This is a genomic window from Burkholderia sp. KBS0801 (assembly GCF_005937855.2).
Taxonomy (GTDB): Bacteria; Pseudomonadota; Gammaproteobacteria; order Burkholderiales; family Burkholderiaceae; genus Burkholderia; species Burkholderia ambifaria.
Genome location: NZ_CP042177.1, coordinates 63,822 through 85,172, shown reverse-complemented (window position 1 = coordinate 85,172; position 21,351 = coordinate 63,822). Strand labels below are relative to the sequence as shown.

Sequence of the window (21,351 nt, the reverse complement as noted above, 5' to 3'; positions counted from 1 at the left end):
CGCGCGCGGGCGCCGCTGGTTACCGAACGAGGTGCAACATGATCCACAAGCTCACATCAGAAGAACGCAAGACCCGGCTCGAAGGGCTGCCGCACTGGACGGCCGTGCCGGGGCGCGACGCGATCCAGCGCAGCCTGCGCTTCGCCGATTTCAACGAGGCCTTCGGCTTCATGACGCGTATCGCGATCAAGGCGCAGGAAATGAACCATCATCCGGAATGGTTCAACGTGTACAACCGTGTCGACATCACGCTGTCGACCCACGACGCGCACGGCCTGACCGAGCGCGACATCGCGCTCGCGCAGTTCATCGACCACGTGTGCGCGCACACCGAGCCGGCCGCCTGAGGCTTTCCCTGGCGCCGCGCATCCTGCGACGATCGACGCGCGGCGCGTCAACTTTTCATTTCGCTGAACGTTTTCTAGGATGTACTCAGCGAAAGCCTTCAGCTTTCCAAGCCATCCTTAAGGCGCACGTAAGTCTCGTACGCTTTCCGCGCCTTGGGGTCCAAACCTTCCAGTTGCAGCGCGCCTTCGCGCTGTACAATCAGCAGCGCATACGGCTTGGAGAGCGCGCTGGCCTCTTCGCAGAGTTTGAGTTCGTCGCCGCTCGACGGCGAGCGGGCGCGCCAGAAATTGATCGCGGCTTCGAGGTCGTGGATCGAGATATCGGACATGATTGGATGTAATCGTTCGCTGGCCGCCATGCTTGATGTCAGGCGATGCGGCGCCCCTGTGGAAACGGTGTCGTGCTGTCCGCGTGCCTGAACCGCCAACCCATTGTACTTGAGCGAACTTCATGCGACTCCTTCTGATCGAAGACGACCGCCCCATCGCACGCGGTATCCAGAGCAGCCTCGAGCAGGCTGGCTTCACCGTCGACATGGTGCATGACGGCATCTTTGCCGAACAGGCGCTGGCACAAAACCGCCACGAACTCGTGATCCTCGACCTCGGCCTGCCGGGCATCGACGGCATGACGCTGCTCACGCGTTTCCGCCAGACCAACCGCCACACGCCCGTCATCGTGCTGACCGCGCGCGACGAACTGAACGACCGGATCCAGGGCCTGAACTCCGGCGCCGACGACTACATGCTCAAGCCGTTCGAGCCGGCCGAGCTCGAAGCGCGCATCCGCGCGGTGATGCGTCGCAGCGGCCCGCACAGCGACATGCCGCGTCCGGAAGTGTCGCTCGGCGGCGTCCGCCTGTCCGGCGTCGATCGCCGCATCTTCAACGACGACAAGCCGCTCGAACTGTCGCCGCGCGAGTTCGCGGTGCTCGAAATGCTGCTGCTGCGCCACGGCCGCGTCGTCAGCAAGGCCCAGTTGCAGGATCACCTCACGCATTTCGGCGGCGATCTCGGCGACACCGCGATCGAAGTCTACGTGCACCGCGTGCGCAAGAAACTCGAGCAGTGCCGTGTCGAGATCGTCACGGTGCGCGGCTTCGGCTACCTGCTGCAGGAAATCCGCCAGACCGCGAGCGTCTGAGCGGCGCCGCATGCCGGCCGGCCGCGTGCCGCCGGCGCGCCGCCCTGCCCGCGTCGCCGTCCGGCGCACGACCGCGCCGCTCCCCGTGAGCGGCGCTTATCCATTTGCCCGTCGAAATGTCTTCTGATCCGGCTGTCACCACCAGCCTGCGCCGCTCGCTGCTCAGACGCCTCGCCGCGCCGCTGTCGATGCTCGCGCTGATGAGCGGCCTGATTGCCTACTGGCTCGCGTGGCAATACACGCAACACGTGATCGACCGCTCGCTCGCCGATCTCGCGACCGCCATCTCCAAACAGATCCAGATCGCCGGCCCCGACGCGCCGTTCACGGTGCCGCCGCTCGCGCAGGCGATGTTCTCCGATCCGGCCGAGGCGCTGATCTACCGGATCAGCGACGGCGAGGAGGAACTCGCCGGCGATCCGAAGCTGCCGCTGCGCGGGATCAACGTGCGCCGCATGCATCACGCGTACGTGTTCGAGGCCGAGTACGACAACCGCGCGGTGCGGGTCGCGCAGGTGCGCGTCGAGGAAGTCGACGGCGGCCGGCCGATGGTGGTCGAGGTCGCGCAGCCGGTGCGGCACCGCTACCGGATCGCCGCCGAATTCCTCGTCGCGATCATGATGCCGCTGCTGCTGTTGCTGCTGGCGGGCTGGGGCATCGTGTGGCGCGTCGTGAACCAGCAGCTCGGCCCGCTCACGCATCTCGCCGATTCGCTGAACCGGCAGACCCACACGTCGCTGGAGCCGGTCGACGAAACCGACGTGCCGCTCGAGATCCGGCCGCTGACGAGTGCGATGAACGCGCTGCTCGGCCGCCTGAAGACCGCGCTCGACGCGCAGCGCAAGTTCATCGCCGATGCCGCGCACCAGTTGCGCACGCCGCTCACCGCCGTGAAGCTGCATGCCGAGCAGGCCGCCGTCGCGCGCGACCCGCAGCAGACCTACGCCGCGGTGCGCGAGCTGCGCGCGGCCGCCGACCGCGCGGTGCGGCTGTCGAACCAGTTGCTGTCGCTCGCGCGGGCGGAGCCGGGAGAACAGGCCGCGCGTTTCGTCGACGTCGATCTGGCCGCGATGGCATTCGAGACAGGTGCCGAATGGGTGCCGCGCGCGCTCGCGGCGCATGTCGACCTCGGCTTCCAGCGCAGCGACGAACCCGGCGAAGACGAAACGCTGAACGTGCGCGGCAACCCCGTGCTGCTGCGCGAGGTGATCGCGAACCTGCTCGACAATGCGTTGAAATACGTGCCGCTCGCACGCCCGGACGGGGCGCGAATCACGGTGAACGTCGCGCGCGGCGCGCTCGAGGGCGGCCAGCCGGCCGCCGAGATCGTCGTCGAGGACAACGGCCCGGGCGTGCCGGCCGGTCAGCAGGCCGACCTGTTCAAGCGCTTTTTCCGCGGTGATGCGCAAAGCGGCAACGGCGTCGAGACGGGCGCCGGGCTGGGGCTCGCGATCGTCCACGACATCATCGCGATGCACGGCGGCACGGTGTCGTACGAGGATGCATCGGAAGGCGGTTCGCGCTTCGTGGTGCGCGTGCCGCTCGCCAAGCGTACCGAGAAGCCGGCGAGCGAAACGCCGGCCGCCGCGCCGACGCACTGAGCCGCGCGGTGCGCACATCGGGTAGAGAGAAGAACAGCCACGCGGCGGCCGTCCGGTGAAGCCGCCGCGCTCGATGCGCGGCCGCCCCGGTCACTTCTTCTTTTTCTTGTCCTTCGCGGCGGATTCGGACTTGCCGTCCTTGTCCTTCTTGTCTTTCTTCTTCCTCTTCTTGCCGTCATCGTCCGGTGTGGCGAGCAGCGTGCCGCGGCATGAGTCCGCGCCGCAATGGCACGCGTATTCGCGCTTGAGCTTCTTCGTCAGCTTCTCGTCGATCACGAGGCCATAATCGTAGAACAGCTCTTCTTCCGGCTCGATGTCGCGCAGCGCGTGGATGAACACACGGCCCTTCGTCTCCTCGGCCTCGCAGTTCGGCGCGCACGAATGGTTGATCCAGCGCGCGCTGTTGCCGTCGATCTTGCCGTCGATCACCCCGCCTTCTTCCAGTGCGAAGTAGAACGTATGGTTAGGCTCGCTCGGGTCGTGCGGATGCCGGCGCAGCGCTTCCTTCCATGAAATCCGCTCGCCCTTGTATTCCACTACGCGCTCGCCGGCCTTGATCGGCGCCACCGCGAACACGCCCTTGCCGTGTACTCCCGAGCGGCGCACCGCGATCCTGCGTGAACTCATCGAACGAATCCTTGTGAAGACGAATTGAATGGAAGACGGCCGCGCTCACGGCCCAGCGTCGCGCAAAACGAAAACGCGGCACCGGTGGGTGCCGCGTCGGGCCATGCGGCGAATCATCCGCATCCTACACGTTCAAGATTGCTTCGTTCAACATCGTGCGCAATATCGCGCGCATGACGCTCAACGCTGGCCGAATGCGATGTCGCCGAACAACGCCTTGTGCTCGCGCGGCTGCGAACGCCAGTACTGCGGCGGCGCCGACACCTGCGCGCCGAGCTCGGCGGCCGCATGCCACGGCCAGCGCGGGTCGTACAGCATCGCACGCGCCATCGCGACCAGATCGGCGTCGCCCGCCTCGATCAGCCGGTTCGCATGCGCGGGATCGTTGATGAGGCCGACCGCGATCGTCGGCATCCCGACCGCGCGCTTCACGGCCTGCGCGAACGGCACCTGGTAACCGGGCGACAGCGGAATCTTCTGCAGCGGCGACACGCCGCCGGACGACACGTCGATCCAGTCGCAGCCGCGCTGCTTCAGTTCGTGTGCGAACGCGATCGTGTCGTCGAGTTCCCAGCCGCCCTCGACCCAGTCGGTCGCCGACACCCGCACGCCGACCGGCCGGTCTTCCGGAAACGCCGCGCGCACGATCTCGAAGATCTCGAGCGGAAAGCGCATCCGGTTCTCCCGCGAGCCGCCGTATTCGTCGGTACGCTGGTTCGAGATCGGCGACAGGAACTGGTGCAGCAGGTAGCCGTGCGCCGCATGCACTTCGATCGCGTCGATGCCAAGGCGCGCGGCACGCTTCGCGGCGGCCGCGAACGCGGCGCGGATCCGGTTCAGGCCCGCGGTGTCGAGCGCGAGCGGCGGCGTCTCGCCGTCCTTGTGCGGCAGCGCCGACGGCGCGTGCGGCAACCAGCCGCCATCGGCGACGGACACGAGCTGGCCGCCCTTCCACGGCACGTCGCTCGACGCCTTGCGTCCTGCATGCGACAACTGCATCGCGACACGGACCGACGAATGCTTGCGGATCGACGCCAGCACGGGCTCGAGCGCCGCTTCGGTCACGTCGTCCCACAGCCCGAGGTCGCCGGCCGTGATGCGCCCGTCGGGTTCGACGGCGGTCGCTTCGATGCAGAGCAGGCCCGCGCCGGACAGCGCGAGATGGCCGAGATGGATCATGTGCCAGTCGGTCGCCTCGCCACGCTCGGCGGAGTACTGGCACATCGGGGAGATCACGATCCGGTTCGGAAGGGTCACGCCGCGCAGCGTGAACGGAGAAAACAGCGCAGTCATGGGTGCCGCTCGCCAGGAAAGGAAAAGAGCTGACGAGCGTAGCACGCAGGCTCGAAGCCTGCTGGCGGCCGGTTCGGCAGTAAGCCGATGGTCAGGGACAGCCGGCGTGAAGCCGGCGGCGGTGGCAACGGTGAGGCAATGCGCACGCGCGATGCCGCGGTGCGCCGGCCGGTTTTGCCGGCGGGCCGCTCACGCGCGGGTGCCGCATGCTCGGCATCAAAGCCCGACGCTATCGAGCCACTCCGCGAACATGCGTCGCGCGGCCGCCTCCAGCGCGGGACCGTGCTGTACGGTGTCGGCGCGCAACTGGCGCGCGTCGATGCCCGGCGTCGACGCGATTTCGCCGGCGTTACCGATCAGCCAGGGTTCGAAGCGGTCGGCGCGGATTTCAGGATGGCATTGCAGCGCCAGCACGTGCTGCCCCCACGCGAATGCCTGGTGGCGGCATGCCGGTGTGGACGCGAGATGGATGGCGCCGCCCGGCAGGTCGAACGTATCGCCGTGCCAGTGCAGCATCGAAGTGGCCGCGCCGTCGAGATGGCGCATCGGCGACGCACGGCCCGCGTCGGTGAGCGTCAGTGGCGCCCAGCCGAGTTCCTTCTGCGCCGCCGGATAGACGCGCGCGCCGAGCGCACGGGCGATGAACTGCGCACCCAGGCAGATGCCGAGGATCGGCAGTCCCGCGTCGATGCGCTGGCGCACGAGCGCGGCGAGCGGCGCGATCGACGGATACTGCGCATCGTCGTACACGCTGAGCGGGCCGCCGAGCATGACGAGCAGCGACGGCTGGAGCGCATCGAGCACCTCGACGCGCGACGATCCGACGTCGACATAGCGCACGCGGCGCCCGCGCTCCCCGAGCACCTGCTCGAAGCTGCCGAGGTCCTCGAAATGCACGTGGCGAATCGCCACCACTTCAGCGTTCATCATCGGCCTCCCGGTCGATCGACGGACGTCAGCCGGCGAATACCTTCCAGGTCTTCTTTTGCGTGGCCGCGTCGGCTTCTTCGTGCACCGAACAGTCGAGACGCAGATCGCTGTCGGTCATCGACAGGTCGAGCGCCGCGCAGTGATGCACCGTCTTCTTCGACGGCTTGCCCGGCTGCAAATGCGTGCACGTCAGGCACATGCGCTGCGGCGGCGTCGCGCCGGCCACCTGCAGTTCGCGCAGCGTCTTCAGCAGTGCGCGGTACAGCGCGCCCTGCTCGTCCGCGCCGAGCTTGCCGACTGCTTTCGTCAGGAATTCCGGCCATTGCAGCGCCTTCTTCGCCGCGGTACGGCCGCGGGCCGACAGGCGCACGGCGAGCGCGCGGCCATCGTCCAGTGCGCGACGCTTCTCGACGAGCCCCTTCGTCTCGAGCGTACTGACCGCGTCGCTGGTGGTCGCCGCGGTGAGCTGCGTCTCGCGCGCGATCTCGCCGAGCCGCATCGGGCCCTTGCGTTGCAGCAGCAGCACGAGGATCTCGCCCTGCGTCGGCGTGAGACCCGCGCCTTCCGCCCAATCCCATGCCTGGCTTCGCATGGCCGTACTCAATCGCAGCAAGCTGTGGGTCACACGTCCCGAAGCCTGATTCCCGTAAACGCCTTCGCTCATAGTCTTTTCGCTTTGCCGCCGCCCGGATTGCCGAGCAGCCGTAGTGTGGAGATCGAATGTCTATCTCAAAACAGACGCTCATCGAGGAGCGTCGACACGGCCGTCGCGAGGCACACGCGGCGGTCGCGTTCGCGGCGACCGGTGAGACACACGTCGTTCCGGTGTCCGCAAAGCCGACATTCTAAGCGAGAGCGGAAAATCGCACAGCTAAGTTATCCCCTTCGTTCTGTGGAAAATCGCTGGATAACCGGACTTTTTCGTTGTGCCGGCAATTTCTGCCAGCCCCACGGCGCCACGCGCAAGCATTTTCCTGTTCGGATCGGCCATCGTGCCGAGCGCACCGGTCCACCGGGTTATCCATCCCGCAGAGCGTTGACTTTGAAGCGGAATATCGGGTTATCCACAGATTTTCAGGACGACTGGCGACGTGCCGCGCGCGAATCGGCACTGAACGGCGTTCAGTGAATCGCCGCGCGGTCGAGCCCGTAATCTGCAAAACATTTTTTCATTCGCGCCAGCGCAGGCACTGCTGGCGCACCGTCTCGTTCAGCGATTTTTCCTGTTTGAAAACGGTTCTCAACCACGATGCGTCATTCACGCGCGCCTTCGCGAGCGCGCCGATCTCGTCGAGCGCCGCGCGCGAGCCGAGTGCGGCCGCATGCGGCGCGATCCGGTCGAGCGTGTCGAGGATGTCTTCCGCGATCGTGCGGCGCTCACCTGTCTGAGGATTGACGCAAGTGCCCTCGAGCCCGAAGCGGCACGCTTCGAACCGGTTGAACGTGTAGACGAGATAGTCGTCCTCCGACAGCTTCAGCGGCCGGTCGGTCAGCAGGTAGCGCGCGAGCGTCTGGATGTAGCACGCGATCGCGGCCGCGCGATCGACCGACAGCGGCGTGTCCATCACGCGCACCTCGATCGTCCCGTAGCCGGGCTTCGGCCGGATGTCCCAGTAGAAGTCCTTCATCGAGTTGACGACACCCGTGTTGACCATCTTCGTGAAGTACTCCTCGAAGCTGTCCCAGGTCAGCACGAACGGGGCACGGCCCGACAGCGGGAACGCGAACACCGAATTCAGGCGCGCCGAATGGAAGCCGGTGTCGACGTTCTGCACGAACGGCGACGACGCGGACAGCGCGATGAAGTGCGGAATGAAGCGCGACATCGAGTGCAGCAGGAACAGCGCGCTGTCCGGATCGGGACAGCCGATGTGCACGTGCTGGCCGAACACGGTGAATTGCTTCGCGAGATAGCCGTACAGCTCGGAGATGTACTGGAAGCGCGGCGCGTCGTAGATCTGCCGGTCGCTCCACTGCTGGAACGCGTGCGTGCCGCCGCCGCACAGCCCGACGTTGAGCTGGTCGGCCGCCTTCACGAGCACGTCGCGGATCGCATGCAGCTCGGACACCGCCTGTTCGTGCGAGTGGCAGATGCCGGTCGACAGCTCGATCATGCTCTCAGTGATTTCCGGCGTGATGTTGCCGGGGAAGGTCTCGCCCTGGATCAGGCGCATCAGGTCGGATGCAGCCTTGGTCAGGTCGTAGTTGTGCGTGTTGACGACCTGGATCTCCAGTTCGACGCCGAACGTGAACGGTTCGGAATTGACGAAGGTTTCGAGTGCCATGGCAGGTTCCGGAATCAGTTTCTGTCGCTGCGTTCGCTGACCGCCGACAGGCAGCGGTAGACGACGAACGGGCTGACGAGCTGCAGGATCACGATCGTGCACATCACGATCGCGCGCAGATGCGGGTCGAAATTGGGATAGAGCTGGTAGGTATCGTCGACGAGCAGGTACGACAGCGCGGACATCGGTGTCAGCGCGATGCCGAGCGCGACGCCCTGCTTCATCCCGAGCCCGCTCGGCTTCGCGAACACGACGACGCCGGCCAGCTTGGCGACGAGTCGCGTGACGATCAGCACGATCGCGAGCAGCCCGCCGATCGCGATGTCGCCCCACGTGAACGACGTGAGCGTGAGCACGAACAGGATCACCGTCAGCAGCCAGCCGGCCGTGCCGAAATGCTCGGGCCACAGCTGCGGACGCGCTTCGAGGTTCTTCACGATGATGCCCGCGAGCAGCAGCGTGAGCAGCGTCGACAGCTTCAACGCCTGCGCGACCGCGATCGCGAGCATCACGAGGCCGAACAGCGCGACGAACGAATGCTCGTCGCGCATCGTCGAGGTCATGTGGCGGAACAGGTAATTGCATGCGCGCGCAACCAGATACGCGACGATGAACGAACCGGCGATCAGGTAGACGGGTTGCAGGACCGTCGCGAAAACGTTCCCGTACGCTTCCTGGTGCAGCCAGCTCGTCACGAGCTTGGTCAGCACGATCGCGTAGACGCTATTCAGCGCGGTCAGCGTGATGAGGCGCTGCGACACCTGCCCTTCCGCGCGCAGTTCGGTCTTCAGCTGGATCACCATCGACGGCGACGTCGCGATCGCGATCGCGGACAGCACCAGCGCGACCATGCCCGACACGCCGAGCGCGAGCATCACGAACAACACGAGCACGAACGTCAGCGTCGCCTCCGCGAGGCTCGATGCAATGAGCCACGGATTGCGGCGGATCCATTTCAGGTCGAGACGGCTGCCGAGCTCGAACAGCAACAGGCCGAGCGCGACGTTGATCAGCAGCCGCGAGGTTTCGTCGGTGCTCGCGTCGATCACGCCGAATCCGAACGACCCGGCAACGAGACCGATCACCGCATAGCCGGTGATGCGCGGCAGCCGCCATGCGCGATAGCACAGCTCGCCGCACAGGCCGGCCGCAAACAGCGCAAGCCCGGCCCAGAACACGGCATCCGGCGCGAGCGGCCAGTTGGGCAGGAATGAGAACGCCGACTTCATCGTGGTGACTTCTCCTTTGGAAGCAACCGCCAGCGACGCGGGGTCAAGCGTCGGAAATGAGATGCGCGCCGGCTGGGTGTCGCCCCGAATGTGATTGTTGTGGTCGACGACGGCAGGACATGGGATCCGCCTCTTCCGCCATCAGGCGGAACTGTCGTTCAGGCTGCCGATCTGGATTGTCGGCCTGGTGTGTGAACGGACTGCGCGGTCTCGAAGACTCAGATTCGAAATCGTGCCGACCGTTCCGTTGAAGCATGTCCGGCGCCAGGGCCGAACGAACGCGAAGGAAACCGATTGTGCCACAGCTTTTTCGCTCCGGAACCGATCGAATCGACTCGCGGCGCTGTGAGGCACCGCAGGTCTTTGGTTTCAAAGGTTTACTTGTATATATACGTAGTAGAAGTTAACAAGGCGCCCACAGTTCTGTGGATAACTTCGGTTTACGCAACAAGATCAAGGGGTTGGCGCCGCCACAACCCGTTGCACAGGCTGTTCACTCACAGACGTTTGAGTGGGGCAACTTTCGGGCCGCTTCACAGCCGTGCCGAGTTGCCCAGTTTACGTCCACTGTGATTGCACACGAACTGCGCGCGGATTCCTCGCAGTTATCCACAGCATCGCGTGGATAACTTCGCACGGAAAAATCGAAGCGCTGTGAGGATTCGACCGACGAGATCAGCCGATCTGGCGGCCGCGCAGCGCGCGGATCAGGAACCGGGCCGGATCGACGGCGTCGACGAGTTCCCGCTCGAGCGGCAGCGGCTCGCCTTCGAGTTGCGACGCGATCAGCTCGGCGCCGAGCGCCGCCCAGACGAGGCCGCGGGAGCCGTAGCCGAAGGCGCCGTAGAGGCCCGCGGCGCGCGGCAGGTCGCGCGCTTTCGCGCCGCTCAGCGCGCGGGCGTTCGCGACGCCCTGCGCTTCGTCGGCGAGCGGGCCGATCACCGGCACGCGGTCGGCGACGACCCAGCGAAACGCGACGCGCCCGCGCAGCGTATCGACGTCCGGCAGTTCGCCGATCAGGCCGGGCAGCAGATGCCGGACGCGCTCCAGGTTTTCGATATGTCCGGCGGTGCGCATCGTCCGATCGACGTCGTCGGGTTCGAACGTCGCGCCGATCAGCAGCGTGCCGTCGTCGAGCGGCACCGCGTAGCCGTCGCCGATCGTGGGGCACGGAAGCGGCGCCGTGCTGCCGGGCGGCAGCAGCGTGAGCTGGCCGCGCACCGGTTGCAGCGCGACGTGCCGCAGGCCCGCGAGACGCACCGCGTCGCCCGCGTTCGCGAGCACGACGACCGGCGCTTCGGCGAGCGTCGCGCCTGCCGCATCGACGGCGCGCCACATGTCGCGACCACGCTCGAGCCGGGCGACTTCGGTGCCGGCCAGCAGTTTCACGCGTTCGCCGGCCGCCGCGATTTGCGCCGCGCACACCCCGGCCGGCCAGACGGCGCCGCCGTGCGGAAACAGCAGGCCGCCGTGTGCGACCGGCAGGTTCAGATGCGCGCGGGCGGCGTCCGTATCGAGCAGCGACACATAGTCGGACGGTGCGCCGAGCGCATCGAACGCATCGCGCATCCGCGCGAAATCGTCGGCCGATTCCGCGAGATGGATCATCCCGCGCGTGCTGCGCGCGAACGCATGGCCCGCCTCCTCGAGCGCGCGCCAGCGTGCGAGCGCATGCAGGAACCCGCTGCGCGTGAGGCGGCTCGCGACGTTGTCGTCGCGCGTCATCAATGGATGGAATACACCGGCCGGATTGCCCGATGCCTCGCTCGCGATTCGTTCGTGCCGCTCGATCAGCGTGATGTTCCAGCCGCGCGCGGCGAGCCGTTCGACGACCGCGCAGCCTGCCAGGCCCGCACCGATCACGATCGCTTCCCGCGCGGCAACCGGCAATGCACGCGGTGGTTCGTGCCGCCGCATCCGCCAGCGCGGCGCGTATTCGCCGACGCGCAATGCGGGCTCGCCTGTGCCATCCTCGACGTCGCGACTCGTGAAACCCGTTTGCTCGAGCGCATGTTTCACGGCGTCGTCGTGCGAATGCGTCGCATAAGTCGCACCGTCGGCGGCGATGCGTGCGAGCGCGCGGATCACGTCGGTCGACAGCACATCGCCGTGCGCGGCCGACGCGAGATTGCCGAGATAGAACGCGTCGGCGCGCGCGACGAGCCGTTGCAGCATGTCATGCGCATCGCCGAATGCGAGCGTGAGCACCACGCGTCCCGCGTCGAATTCGAGCCGGTGCAGGCCGGGCACATGCATCGGCCAGGCGTCGAGCAAAGCGTCGGCATTTTCCGATATGGTTGTGTCAGCAACGAAATTCGAAACGGCGCGGCGCAGGTCGTCGCGCGCGAACGGATGCGGTTCGATCGCGACGAAATGCAGCCGCTCGCAGCGTGCCGGGTCATCGCGCCATGCGGCCCACGTCGCGAGAAAACGGCTGCCCGTGCCGAATCCCGTCTCGACGATCGTGAACGTGCGGCGGCCCTGCCAGTGGGCCGGCAGGCCGGTACCGGCGAGCATCCGGTTCGCGTGCGCGCGAGCGTGCGACGCGTCGCGAGGGAGCTCGCCGTACTCGGGCGAGACGAGAATGCCGTCGTCGCGGCGGGCGAGCGTGGCGGGAACGAGTCGGTCGGGCATGCGAAACAAAAAACGTGGCAGCCAAGCCTGGCAAGGGTTTGCGCGGAGGCGTCCGGCGCGCCGTTGGCAAAATCCAACGGCGTTGCGTGCGGGCGGACGCGGCTGCGTATCCTGTCCGGTTGGCGCAGGTCAAAAAACGGGCAATCGACGATTCATTCGGCGAAATACCGATGAAAATCTTTGAAACCCTTGTCGTTATTGGGTTTGCGCTGCGCTATCATAGCAACGCCGTACCGCGGGGTGGCCGCCGGCCAAGCCGGACGGCACGTCGCGCGGGCCAGGATTCGGCGCTGTGTCGTCGGAGTCTGACTCTCGATGGCACGGTTCGCGCACGTATAATCGGCGCGTTCGCGCTGTTCGTGTCAAACCTAACCTGAAAAAGGAACCTTAATGAACAAACAGGAACTGATCGACGCCGTCGCCGCCCAAACGGGCGCCAGCAAGGCTCAAACCGGCGAAACGCTGGACACGCTGCTCGAAGTCATCAAGAAGGCCGTGTCGAAGGGTGATGCGGTTCAGCTGATCGGCTTCGGCAGCTTCGGTTCGGGCAAGCGCGCAGCACGTACGGGCCGCAACCCGAAGACGGGCGAAACCATCAAGATCCCGGCAGCCAAGACGGTCAAGTTCACGGCTGGCAAGGCGTTCAAGGACGCCGTCAACAAGCGTTGATTCAGCGCCTGTGCCTGGAAAAAAACCCGCCTTTCGGCGGGTTTTTTGTTGGGCGCGCGCGGCATTTTCGCCACAGTCCGCACAACTCTTGCAAGATTTAACGGTTAGCTTTCGCGCGCCGTTTTTTACCGCGCGTTACACGTGCACGATCTGCGCGTCGGGATCCTCGTCGTCGTGCGCGTCGACATCCCATGCCGGGAACGGATCGTCGAACGCGGTCCATTGCGCGGCACCGAGTGCGAATTCCGCATCGGTGAGCAGGCATGCGTCGAGCTTCGCGCGCCATGCGTCGGCATCGAGCCCGATACCGATCAGCACGAGTTCCTGACGGCGATCGCCCACCGAGCGATCGTCGAGGTCCCCCTGCCACTCGGTGCGAATTTCCGCGAGCAGTTCGTCGTCATCCGGCCATTCCGCGCGATCCTGCGCGGCCCACCAGAGGCCTGCCGGGCCATGCCGGCACACGCCGCCCGCCTGCGACAGCGAACCCGCGATGTCGTTGCGGGTCGCGAGCCAGAAGAAACCCTTGCTGCGCAGCACGCCTGGCCACTCCTGATGCAGCAGCGCCCAGAGTCGCGCCGGATGAAACGGCCGGCGCGCGCGGTAAACAAAATTGCCGATGCCGAATTCGTCGGCTTCGCCGTGCACGTGCGCATGATGCGGATCGTGGCACTCGGGATCGTCGCAGTGCGTGTGATCGTCGTCCAGCGACGCGAGCCAGCCCGGCGCATTCGCGGCTTCGTCGAAATCGAAACGGCCGGTGTCCAGCACTTCGTCGAGCGGCACGTTGCCGAACGTCGACACGACCTGGTGCGCGCGCGGGTTGAACCGCGCAAGGATGTGCCGCAGGCGCGCGAGTTCGTCGGCGCCGACGAGGTCGGCCTTGTTGATCACCAGCACGTCGCAGAATTCGATCTGCTCGATCAGCAACTCGACGAGCGTGCGATCGTCTTCGTCCGATGCGGCGATGCCGCGCGTCGCGAGCGCGTCGTCGGAACCATAGTCGCGCAGGAAATTGTAGGCGTCGACCACGGTGACGAGCGTGTCGAGCCGCGCGACGTTCGACAGCGACGCGCCGTCGTCGTCGACGAACGTGAAGGTTTCGGCGATCGGCATCGGCTCCGCGATGCCGGTCGATTCGATCACGATCGCGTCGAAGCGGCCGTCGGCCGCGAGATTGCGAATCTCGACGAGCAGATCGTCGCGCAGCGTGCAGCAGATGCAGCCGTTCGACATCTCGACGAGGCGTTCCTCGACGTGCGACAGCGCCTGCGCATCGCGCACGAGCGACGCATCGATGTTGACCGCCGCAAGATCGTTGACGATCACGGCGACTTTCAGGCCCGCACGATTCGCGAGAATGTGATTGAGCAGCGTGGTCTTGCCGGCGCCGAGGAAACCGGACAGCACGGTGACGGGCAACGGCTGGTTCATTGCCGGATTCATAACGATTTGCACCAACGGAAAAGATGAAAAAGCGGCCGTGGGGCCCTGGCGGGGCGCGAACAGCCGCGGGCCAGTCGCCCGGAGCCGGTCGCCCGAAGCCGGTCGAAACCGCGGCGTGAGCCCGCATTGTGCATCAAACGCGCACCGGCCGAGCGGCCCGGCGTCAGCCCGCGGCGCGGCGCGAGGTCACTGCTCGGGCGGCAGCAGCTTCCACTGCGCCAGGATTGCGGCGATCTGCCGCGCATACTTGTCGCGCAGCGACGGCGTTTCGGAATGATAGGCGCCGACCGCCTGCCATGTGTTGCCGTAGCGATTCATTTTCTGGCGCAGATGCCACGCGGCGATATAGACGTTCTTGCACGGCTCCATCAGCATGTCGCGGCCGATGCCGTACCGCGACAGCGTCGACAGGTGGATCGAATTGATCTGCATCAGGCCGTAGTCGACCGAGCCGTTCGTATTCTTGTTCAGCGCGGCGGGCCGGTTGCGCGACTCCTGCCACGCGATCGCGCGCAGGATCAGCGGATTGACCTGCTGGTATCGGGCGGCCTCGTCGAAACAATCCGCGCGAGCGTTTCCGCAGGCGAACCACACGCCGGCGGCGATCAACGCGATCGAAACGAACCGTTTGTTCATGGTGCGGAAAACGAAAAGGGAATGACGCAAAGGTCGGGAAAACCCGTGCCTGTTATTCGTACGGATGGAAACGCGCCGCCCGTATCATACCGGCAGTCCGTCACGTATTGACACGAGAAAGACAGCAGCCCGTTTATACCGCATTTCGGTGTCGGTTCATCCCAAAACGGCCGCGATGGCCGGAATGCCTGGCGGAGGCCGAAATCTTACATATTGCATACGGTATGCCGGAACCATGTCGTATGTGAGACAGTCCTCAGCTCAATGTGATATTTCGGACATGAAAAACTGCTAATGTCGCCTCTTTAGGACTTGGATCCCAGCACTACCGCCGGAAGTGGCCCTGAGCCGGCATCGACCCATTCATCCATGACAAGAAATCGCTTCGTTATGCGGCGCGTCGCCACGACCCTGATCGTCGCCGGCATCATCGTCTCGCAAGCCGCCTACGCTCAGGTCACGCTCAATTTCGTGAATGCGGATATCGACCAGGTCGCGAAGGCGATCGGCGCCGCAACCGGCAAGACCATCATCGTCGACCCCCGCGTGAAGGGGCAGCTCAACCTCGTATCGGAACGGTCCGTGCCGGAAGACCAGGCGCTGAAGACGCTGCAGTCGGCGCTGCGCATGCAGGGCTTCGCGCTCGTGCAGGATCACGGCGTGCTGAAGGTCGTGCCCGAGGCCGACGCGAAGCTGCAGGGCGTGCCGACCTATATCGGCAATGCGCCGCGCGCGCGCGGCGACCAGGTCATCACGCAGGTGTTCGAGCTGCACAACGAATCGGCGAACAACCTGCTGCCGGTGCTGCGGCCGCTGATCTCGCCGAACAACACGGTCACCGCCTACCCGGCGAACAACACGATCGTCGTCACCGATTACGCTGACAACGTGCGCCGCATCGCGCAGATCATCGCTGGCGTCGACAGCGCCGCGGGCGCGCAGGTGCAGGTCATACCGCTGCGTAACGCGAACGCGATCGACCTCGCCGCGCAATTGCAGAAGATGCTCGACCCCGGCGCGATCGGCAACAGCGACGCGACGCTGAAGGTGTCGGTCACGGCCGACCCGCGCACCAATTCTCTGATGCTGCGCGCATCGAGCGCGTCGCGCCTCGCGGCGGCGAAGCGCATCGTGCAGCAGCTCGACGCGCCGAGCGGCGTGCCCGGCAACATGCACGTCGTGCCGTTGCGCAATGCCGATGCGGTGAAGCTCGCGAAGACACTGCGCGGGATGCTCGGCAAGGGCGGCAACGACAGCGGCTCGTCGGCGTCGTCCAACGATGCGAACAGCTTCAACCAGAGCGGCGGCTCGTCGGCGAGCGGCAACTTCTCGACCGGCACGTCCGGCACCCCGCCGCTGCCGTCCGGCGGCCTCGGCGGCGGTTCGTCTTCGTCGTCGGCCTACGGCAGCGGTGCGTCGGGCAGCGGTGGCGTCGGCAGCGGCGGCCTGCTCGGCGGCGACAAGGACAAGAGCGACGAAAACCAGCCGGGCGGGATGATCCAGGCCGATGCGGCCACCAATTCGCTGATCATCACCGCGTCCGATCCGGTCTACCGGAACCTGCGTTCGGTGATCGACCAGCTCGACGCGCGGCGTGCGCAGGTCTATATCGAGGCGCTGATCGTCGAGCTGAACTCGACGACGCAGGGCAACCTCGGGATCCAGTGGCAGGTGGCGAGCGGCCAGTTCCTCGGCGGCACGAACCTGGCACCCACGGCCGGCACCGGCCTGGGCAACAGCATCGTCAACCTGACGAGCGGCGGCACGGCCGCCACCACCGGGCTGGCCGCCAATCTCGCGGGCCTGAGCCAGGGCCTCAACATCGGCTGGCTGCACAACATGTTCGGCGTGCAGGGGCTCGGCGCGCTGCTCCAGTATTTCGCGGGCGTGAGCGACGCGAACGTGCTGTCGACGCCGAACCTGATCACGCTCGACAACGAGGAAGCGAAGATCGTCGTCGGCCAGAACGTGCCGATCGCGACCGGTTCGTACTCGAACCTGACGAGCGGCACGACGAGCAACGCATTCAACACCTACGACCGTCGCGACGTCGGCCTGACGCTGCACGTGAAGCCGCAGATCACCGACGGCGGGATCCTGAAGCTGCAGCTCTACACGGAGGATTCGGCGGTCGTCAGCGGCACCACCAACGCGCAGACCGGCCCGACCTTCACGAAGCGCTCGATCCAGTCGACGATCCTCGCGGACAACGGCGAGATCATCGTGCTCGGTGGCTTGATGCAGGATAACTACCAAGTGTCGAACAGCAAGGTGCCGCTGCTCGGCGACATCCCGTGGATCGGCCAGCTGTTCCGTTCGGAATCGAAGCAGCGCCAGAAGACCAACCTGATGGTGTTCCTGCGCCCGGTGATCATCTCCGATCGCAGCACCGCGCAGGAAGTCACGGCCAACCGCTACGACTACATCCAGGGCGTGACCGGCGCGTACAAGTCGGACAACAACGTGATCCGCGACAAGGACGATCCGGTCGTCCCGCCGATGCCGCTCGGCCCGAGCCAGGGCGGCACGCCCGCCGGGAACCTGTTCGACCTCGACAAGATGCGTCGCCAGCAGCTGCAGCGCCAGGTCGCGCCCGTTCCCGCGCCGGCCCCGGTGCCCGCGCCCGAACCGGTGCAGCCGCAGAGCGTGCCGCAGCAGTCGGTGCCGCAGCAACCGCTGACCGCCACACCGGGAGCCTCGCAGTGAGCAACGTGCTCGCGTCCTCGACCCAGGACGGCGCGCCGGGCGAACGGCAGCCGCCGTCGCCGCTCGCCGCGCGCCTGTTGCCGTACGGCTTCGCGAAGAGCGGCCAGGTGCTGATCGCGCACCAGCTCGACGACACGCTCGAGGTGTGGATCAGCGAGCGCACGAACGACGCGGCGCTCGCCGAAATCGCGCGCAACTTCGGCTCGATTTCCGTGCACCGCGTGCCGGCCGACGAGCTCGCGCAGGCGATCAACCAGGCGTACGCGCGCCAGGACGGCAGCGCCGCGCAGGTCGTCGGCGAGGTCGAAGGCGAAGTCGACCTGTCGCGACTGATGCAGGACATCCCCGAAGTCGAGGATCTGCTCGAATCGGAAGACGACGCGCCGATCATCCGGATGATCAACGCGCTGCTCACGCAAGCGGCGCGCGAACAGGCGTCGGACATTCACATCGAGCCGTTCGAGAATGCGTCGGTCGTGCGGTTTCGCGTCGACGGCACGCTGCGCGACGTCGTGCGGCCGAAGAAGGCGCTGCACGGCGCGCTGATCTCGCGGATCAAGATCATGGCGCAGCTCGACATCGCCGAGAAACGCCTGCCGCAGGACGGCCGCATCACGCTGCGCGTCGGCGGCCGGCCGGTCGACGTGCGGGTGTCGACGCTGCCGACCGGGCACGGCGAGCGCGCGGTGCTCCGTCTGCTGGAAAAGGATGCGCAGCGCCTGAACCTCGAAGCACTCGGGATGGGCCGCGACACGCTCGTCCAGTTCGACAAGCTGATCGGCCGCCCGCACGGGATCGTGCTGGTCACGGGCCCGACCGGCTCGGGCAAGACGACCACGCTGTATGCGTCGATGTCGCGGCTCGAAACGGCGACGACCAACATCATGACCGTCGAGGATCCGATCGAATACGACCTGTCCGGCATCGGCCAGACGCAGGTGAACGAGCGGATCGGGATGACCTTTGCCCGTGCGCTGCGTTCGATTCTGCGCCAGGATCCGGACGTGATCATGATCGGCGAAATCCGCGACCTCGAAACCGCGCAGATCGCGGTGCAGGCATCGCTCACGGGCCACCTCGTGCTCGCGACGCTGCACACCAACGACGCGGCCTCGGCGGTCACGCGTCTGACCGACATGGGCGTCGAGCCGTACCTGCTCGCGTCGTCGCTGCTCGGCGTGCTCGCACAGCGTCTGGTGCGCCAGCTCTGCTCTGTGTGCAAGGAAGAGCGGCACGAGGACGGCCGCACCGTGTGGCATCCGGTCGGCTGCGACCGGTGCGGGCATTCGGGCTATGCGGGCCGGCGCGGCGTATACGAACTGCTGCTGATCGACGATTCGATCCGCGCGCTGATCCACCGCAACGCGGCCGATGCGGAGATTCTCGCCACGGGGCGCGCACAAGGGATGCGCACGCTGCGCGACGACGCCGAGCGCTGGCTCGCGGCTGGCGCGACGTCGCTCGAGGAAGTCCTGCGCGTGACGGGAGGCGCATAGCGCGATGCCGGCATTCCGTTTCGAAGCCATCGATTCGGCGGGGCGACCGCAGAAAGGCGTGATCGATGCCGACAGTGCGCGCGGCGCGCGCGGCCAGCTGCGCACGCAGGGGCTCACGCCGCTCGTCGTCGAGCCGGCCGCCAGTGCGACCCGCGGCGCGCGTTCGCAGCGCCTCGCGTTCGGCCGCAAGCTGTCGCAGCGCGAGCAGGCGATCCTCACGCGCCAGCTCGCGAGCCTGCTGATCGCGGGGCTGCCGCTCGACGAGGCGCTCGGCGTGCTGACCGAGCAGGCCGAACGCGACTACATCCGCGAGCTGATGGCCGCGATCCGTGCCGAGGTGCTCGGCGGCCATTCGCTCGCGAATGCGCTGGGGCAGCATCCGCGCGACTTCCCGGAAATCTACCGCGCGCTCGTCGCGGCGGGCGAGCACACCGGCAAGCTCGGCATCGTGCTGTCGCGCCTCGCCGACTACATCGAACAGAGCAACGCGCTGAAGCAGAAGATCCTGCTGGCGTTCACGTATCCGGGGATCGTCACGCTGATCGCGTTCGGCATCGTCACGTTCCTGCTCAGCTATGTCGTGCCGCAGGTCGTCAACGTGTTCGCGAGCACGAAGCAGCAACTGCCCGTTCTCACGGTCGTGATGATGGCGCTGTCGGAGTTCGTGCGGCACTGGTGGTGGGCGATCCTGATCACGGTCGCGCTCGTCGTGTGGTTTGTGAAGGCGACGCTGTCGCGCGACGGGCCGCGGCTCGCGTTCGACCGCTGGGTGCTGACCGCGCCGCTCGCGGGCAAGCTCGTGCGCGGCTACAACACGGTGCGCTTCGCGAGCACGCTCGGGATCCTGACCGCGGCCGGCGTGCCGATCCTGCGCGCGCTGCAGGCGGCCGGCGAGACGTTGTCGAACCGCGCGATGCGCGCGAACATCGACGATGCGATCGTGCGCGTGCGCGAAGGCTCCGCGCTGTCGCGCGCGCTGAACAACGTGAAGACATTCCCGCCGGTGCTCGTGCACCTGATCCGTTCCGGCGAAGCGACGGGCGACGTGACGACGATGCTCGACCGCGCGGCGGAAGGCGAGGCGCGCGAGCTCGAGCGGCGCACGATGTTCCTGACGAGCCTGCTCGAGCCGCTGCTGATCCTCGCAATGGGCGGCATCGTGCTCGTGATCGTGCTGGCCGTGATGCTGCCGATCATCGAGCTGAACAACATGGTGCAGTGACGGCCTGACCGCAAGTCAGGCCGCACCGTTCAACGCATGTAGATCGCGGGAGACGGCGTGTTCGCGGGAAGCTGGACTTCGGCGCGGGCGCCGTTGCGGTCGATGATGATCGAGCGGCTGCGGACTTCGGCGAGCTTCGCGCCGGACGTGAGCTCCGCGCCGAGCGACACCGCACGCGGCGGCTCGCCACCGATACCGACGATCGCGGCGCCGCCACGACCGAGCGAGAGAATGCCGAACAGGTGGATGTCCTGGACGGGATTCTTGTCGAGCTGTCCGCCGAAGAGCGCGGCGGCATCCTCGGTGCGGATCGGCAACCGCGCGGCGGCGGCGGGCAGCGGCGCTTCGCGGGCCGACAGCGTGACGACCCAGTAGGTGGCCGTCGCGCACAAACCCGCGAAGAGGGCGAGGGAGAGGATCCGGATCGAGAGCGCGTTCATGCGCGCTATTGTACGGATGTATATGAAATTTGCGTTGGGTGAAAGCCCTCGGCAATGCGCGCCTTACAATGCGTGCTCCGCGCCCGGGGAATCGGAAGCTTGCCGTCAGGCAAACGTTCGCGATGCGCCGGGTGCGTCACTCAATCGACGATATTTTTTGGAAAGAGGTAGTCAGTCATGCAAACGTGGATCACTCGCCGTAATGCGGCCGTGCGCCGTCAGCGCGGTTTCACGCTGATCGAGATCATGGTGGTGGTCGCGATCCTCGGGATCCTGGCGGCACTGATCGTGCCGAAGATCATGAGCCGTCCCGACGAGGCGCGCCGTATCGCCGCGAAGCAGGACATCGGCACGATCATGCAGGCGCTCAAGCTGTACCGTCTCGACAACGGCCGCTATCCGACCCAGGAGCAGGGCCTGAACGCGCTGATCCAGAAGCCGTCCACCGATCCGATCCCGAACAACTGGAAGGACGGCGGCTATCTCGAGCGCCTGCCGAACGATCCGTGGGGCAACGGGTACAAGTACCTGAACCCGGGCGTGCACGGCGAGATCGACGTGTTCAGCTACGGCGCCGACGGCAAGGAAGGCGGCGAAAGCAACGATTCCGATATCGGTTCGTGGCAGTAAGTCGGCATCGACCGAT

19 protein-coding genes are annotated in these 21,351 nt (G+C 66.3%); 8 read left to right on the top strand and 11 right to left on the bottom strand.

Annotation, left to right across the window (positions count from 1 at the left end; all coding sequences use genetic code 11):
* The first annotated feature begins 38 nt into the window (after window positions 1–38).
* Window positions 39–347 (top strand): 4a-hydroxytetrahydrobiopterin dehydratase, encoded by a 309-nt coding sequence (locus FFI87_RS00405; protein ID WP_012362748.1) that lies wholly within the window; start codon window positions 39–41, stop codon window positions 345–347.
* A 98-nt stretch (window positions 348–445) separates the two neighbouring features.
* Here the strand turns inward: FFI87_RS00405 and FFI87_RS00400 are convergent, their stop codons facing one another.
* Complete coding sequence (locus FFI87_RS00400) at window positions 446–676, bottom strand: DUF3717 domain-containing protein (RefSeq protein WP_006756491.1); 231 nt, start codon at window positions 674–676, stop codon at window positions 446–448.
* A 122-nt stretch (window positions 677–798) separates the two neighbouring features.
* Here FFI87_RS00400 and FFI87_RS00395 point away from each other — a divergent pair, with 122 nt between their 5' ends.
* Window positions 799–1,491: a response regulator transcription factor gene (locus FFI87_RS00395; protein ID WP_006401494.1), complete on the top strand. Its 693-nt coding sequence runs from the start codon at window positions 799–801 to the stop codon at window positions 1,489–1,491.
* Between the two features lie 116 nt (window positions 1,492–1,607).
* Window positions 1,608–3,092 carry a sensor histidine kinase gene (locus FFI87_RS00390; protein ID WP_138846912.1) on the top strand — a complete coding sequence of 495 codons (1,485 nt, stop codon included), beginning with the start codon at window positions 1,608–1,610 and terminating at the stop codon, window positions 3,090–3,092.
* A gap of 90 nt (window positions 3,093–3,182) precedes the next feature.
* Here FFI87_RS00390 and FFI87_RS00385 read toward each other — a convergent pair whose 3' ends face one another.
* The 7 genes from FFI87_RS00385 to mnmC form a co-directional block, all read right to left on the bottom strand.
* Window positions 3,183–3,719, bottom strand: a complete 537-nt coding sequence (locus FFI87_RS00385; protein ID WP_012362746.1) for an SET domain-containing protein — start codon at window positions 3,717–3,719, stop codon at window positions 3,183–3,185.
* A gap of 180 nt (window positions 3,720–3,899) precedes the next feature.
* Window positions 3,900–5,012, bottom strand: coding sequence for an NADH:flavin oxidoreductase/NADH oxidase (locus FFI87_RS00380; protein ID WP_012362745.1), 1,113 nt, complete (start codon window positions 5,010–5,012; stop codon window positions 3,900–3,902).
* A gap of 216 nt (window positions 5,013–5,228) precedes the next feature.
* On the bottom strand, window positions 5,229–5,939 hold the full coding sequence (locus FFI87_RS00375) for a glutamine amidotransferase (RefSeq protein ID WP_105830794.1): 711 nt from the start codon (window positions 5,937–5,939) through the stop codon (window positions 5,229–5,231).
* A gap of 28 nt (window positions 5,940–5,967) precedes the next feature.
* Window positions 5,968–6,606: a MarR family winged helix-turn-helix transcriptional regulator gene (locus FFI87_RS00370; protein WP_011655591.1), complete on the bottom strand. Its 639-nt coding sequence runs from the start codon at window positions 6,604–6,606 to the stop codon at window positions 5,968–5,970.
* A 505-nt stretch (window positions 6,607–7,111) separates the two neighbouring features.
* Window positions 7,112–8,227, bottom strand: a complete 1,116-nt coding sequence (locus tag FFI87_RS00360) for a YbdK family carboxylate-amine ligase (protein ID WP_006751345.1) — start codon at window positions 8,225–8,227, stop codon at window positions 7,112–7,114.
* Window positions 8,228–8,241: 14 nt separating this feature from the next.
* The gene (locus tag FFI87_RS00355) at window positions 8,242–9,456 is read right to left on the bottom strand and encodes a cation:proton antiporter (RefSeq protein WP_012362743.1); all 1,215 of its coding nucleotides are present in this window, start codon (window positions 9,454–9,456) and stop codon (window positions 8,242–8,244) included.
* Window positions 9,457–10,131: 675 nt separating this feature from the next.
* Window positions 10,132–12,090 (bottom strand): bifunctional tRNA (5-methylaminomethyl-2-thiouridine)(34)-methyltransferase MnmD/FAD-dependent 5-carboxymethylaminomethyl-2-thiouridine(34) oxidoreductase MnmC, encoded by a 1,959-nt coding sequence (mnmC, locus tag FFI87_RS00340; RefSeq protein ID WP_138846913.1) that lies wholly within the window; start codon window positions 12,088–12,090, stop codon window positions 10,132–10,134.
* Window positions 12,091–12,480: 390 nt separating this feature from the next.
* Here mnmC and FFI87_RS00335 point away from each other — a divergent pair, with 390 nt between their 5' ends.
* Window positions 12,481–12,759 (top strand): HU family DNA-binding protein, encoded by a 279-nt coding sequence (locus tag FFI87_RS00335; protein WP_006401505.1) that lies wholly within the window; start codon window positions 12,481–12,483, stop codon window positions 12,757–12,759.
* Between the two features lie 135 nt (window positions 12,760–12,894).
* Here FFI87_RS00335 and FFI87_RS00330 read toward each other — a convergent pair whose 3' ends face one another.
* The gene (locus tag FFI87_RS00330; protein ID WP_138846914.1) at window positions 12,895–14,205 is read right to left on the bottom strand and encodes a GTP-binding protein; all 1,311 of its coding nucleotides are present in this window, start codon (window positions 14,203–14,205) and stop codon (window positions 12,895–12,897) included.
* Window positions 14,206–14,391: 186 nt separating this feature from the next.
* Window positions 14,392–14,841 (bottom strand): lytic transglycosylase domain-containing protein, encoded by a 450-nt coding sequence (locus tag FFI87_RS00325; protein WP_138846915.1) that lies wholly within the window; start codon window positions 14,839–14,841, stop codon window positions 14,392–14,394.
* 369 nt (window positions 14,842–15,210) lie between these two features.
* Between FFI87_RS00325 and gspD the strand changes: the two genes are divergently transcribed.
* The 3 genes from gspD to gspF are packed head-to-tail and all read left to right on the top strand — an operon-like array spanning window position 15,211 to window position 20,265.
* Window positions 15,211–17,547 carry a type II secretion system secretin GspD gene (gene gspD / locus FFI87_RS00320; protein ID WP_041489732.1) on the top strand — a complete coding sequence of 779 codons (2,337 nt, stop codon included), beginning with the start codon at window positions 15,211–15,213 and terminating at the stop codon, window positions 17,545–17,547.
* Window positions 17,544–19,043: a type II secretion system ATPase GspE gene (gspE, locus tag FFI87_RS00315; RefSeq protein WP_012362738.1), complete on the top strand. Its 1,500-nt coding sequence runs from the start codon at window positions 17,544–17,546 to the stop codon at window positions 19,041–19,043. The genes gspD and gspE overlap by 4 nt, the downstream gene beginning before the upstream one ends.
* Window positions 19,044–19,047: 4 nt before the next feature.
* Window positions 19,048–20,265: a type II secretion system inner membrane protein GspF gene (gspF, locus tag FFI87_RS00310; protein WP_006751352.1), complete on the top strand. Its 1,218-nt coding sequence runs from the start codon at window positions 19,048–19,050 to the stop codon at window positions 20,263–20,265.
* A gap of 29 nt (window positions 20,266–20,294) precedes the next feature.
* Here the strand turns inward: gspF and FFI87_RS00305 are convergent, their stop codons facing one another.
* On the bottom strand, window positions 20,295–20,705 hold the full coding sequence (locus FFI87_RS00305; protein WP_006751353.1) for a type II secretion system protein N: 411 nt from the start codon (window positions 20,703–20,705) through the stop codon (window positions 20,295–20,297).
* 177 nt (window positions 20,706–20,882) lie between these two features.
* On the opposite strand from FFI87_RS00305, the gene gspG reads away from it, so the two are divergent.
* Window positions 20,883–21,335 (top strand): type II secretion system major pseudopilin GspG, encoded by a 453-nt coding sequence (gene gspG / locus FFI87_RS00300; protein WP_006751354.1) that lies wholly within the window; start codon window positions 20,883–20,885, stop codon window positions 21,333–21,335.
* Window positions 21,336–21,351: the final 16 nt, after the last annotated feature.

Excerpts from the sequence above, each read along its gene's own strand:
- FFI87_RS00405 (WP_012362748.1), top strand. The coding sequence starts at position 39 with ATGATCCACAAGCTCACATCAGAAGAACGCAAGACCCGGCTCGAAGGG.
- FFI87_RS00400 (WP_006756491.1), bottom strand. The coding sequence starts at position 676 with ATGTCCGATATCTCGATCCACGACCTCGAAGCCGCGATCAATTTCTGG.
- FFI87_RS00395 (WP_006401494.1), top strand. The coding sequence starts at position 799 with ATGCGACTCCTTCTGATCGAAGACGACCGCCCCATCGCACGCGGTATC.
- FFI87_RS00390 (WP_138846912.1), top strand. The coding sequence starts at position 1,608 with ATGTCTTCTGATCCGGCTGTCACCACCAGCCTGCGCCGCTCGCTGCTC.
- FFI87_RS00385 (WP_012362746.1), bottom strand. The coding sequence starts at position 3,719 with ATGAGTTCACGCAGGATCGCGGTGCGCCGCTCGGGAGTACACGGCAAG.
- FFI87_RS00380 (WP_012362745.1), bottom strand. The coding sequence starts at position 5,012 with ATGACTGCGCTGTTTTCTCCGTTCACGCTGCGCGGCGTGACCCTTCCG.
- FFI87_RS00375 (WP_105830794.1), bottom strand. The coding sequence starts at position 5,939 with ATGAACGCTGAAGTGGTGGCGATTCGCCACGTGCATTTCGAGGACCTC.
- FFI87_RS00370 (WP_011655591.1), bottom strand. The coding sequence starts at position 6,606 with ATGAGCGAAGGCGTTTACGGGAATCAGGCTTCGGGACGTGTGACCCAC.
- FFI87_RS00360 (WP_006751345.1), bottom strand. The coding sequence starts at position 8,227 with ATGGCACTCGAAACCTTCGTCAATTCCGAACCGTTCACGTTCGGCGTC.
- FFI87_RS00355 (WP_012362743.1), bottom strand. The coding sequence starts at position 9,456 with ATGAAGTCGGCGTTCTCATTCCTGCCCAACTGGCCGCTCGCGCCGGAT.
- mnmC (WP_138846913.1), bottom strand. The coding sequence starts at position 12,090 with ATGCCCGACCGACTCGTTCCCGCCACGCTCGCCCGCCGCGACGACGGC.
- FFI87_RS00335 (WP_006401505.1), top strand. The coding sequence starts at position 12,481 with ATGAACAAACAGGAACTGATCGACGCCGTCGCCGCCCAAACGGGCGCC.
- FFI87_RS00330 (WP_138846914.1), bottom strand. The coding sequence starts at position 14,205 with ATGAATCCGGCAATGAACCAGCCGTTGCCCGTCACCGTGCTGTCCGGT.
- FFI87_RS00325 (WP_138846915.1), bottom strand. The coding sequence starts at position 14,841 with ATGAACAAACGGTTCGTTTCGATCGCGTTGATCGCCGCCGGCGTGTGG.
- gspD (WP_041489732.1), top strand. The coding sequence starts at position 15,211 with ATGACAAGAAATCGCTTCGTTATGCGGCGCGTCGCCACGACCCTGATC.
- gspF (WP_006751352.1), top strand. The coding sequence starts at position 19,048 with ATGCCGGCATTCCGTTTCGAAGCCATCGATTCGGCGGGGCGACCGCAG.
- FFI87_RS00305 (WP_006751353.1), bottom strand. The coding sequence starts at position 20,705 with ATGAACGCGCTCTCGATCCGGATCCTCTCCCTCGCCCTCTTCGCGGGT.
- gspG (WP_006751354.1), top strand. The coding sequence starts at position 20,883 with ATGCAAACGTGGATCACTCGCCGTAATGCGGCCGTGCGCCGTCAGCGC.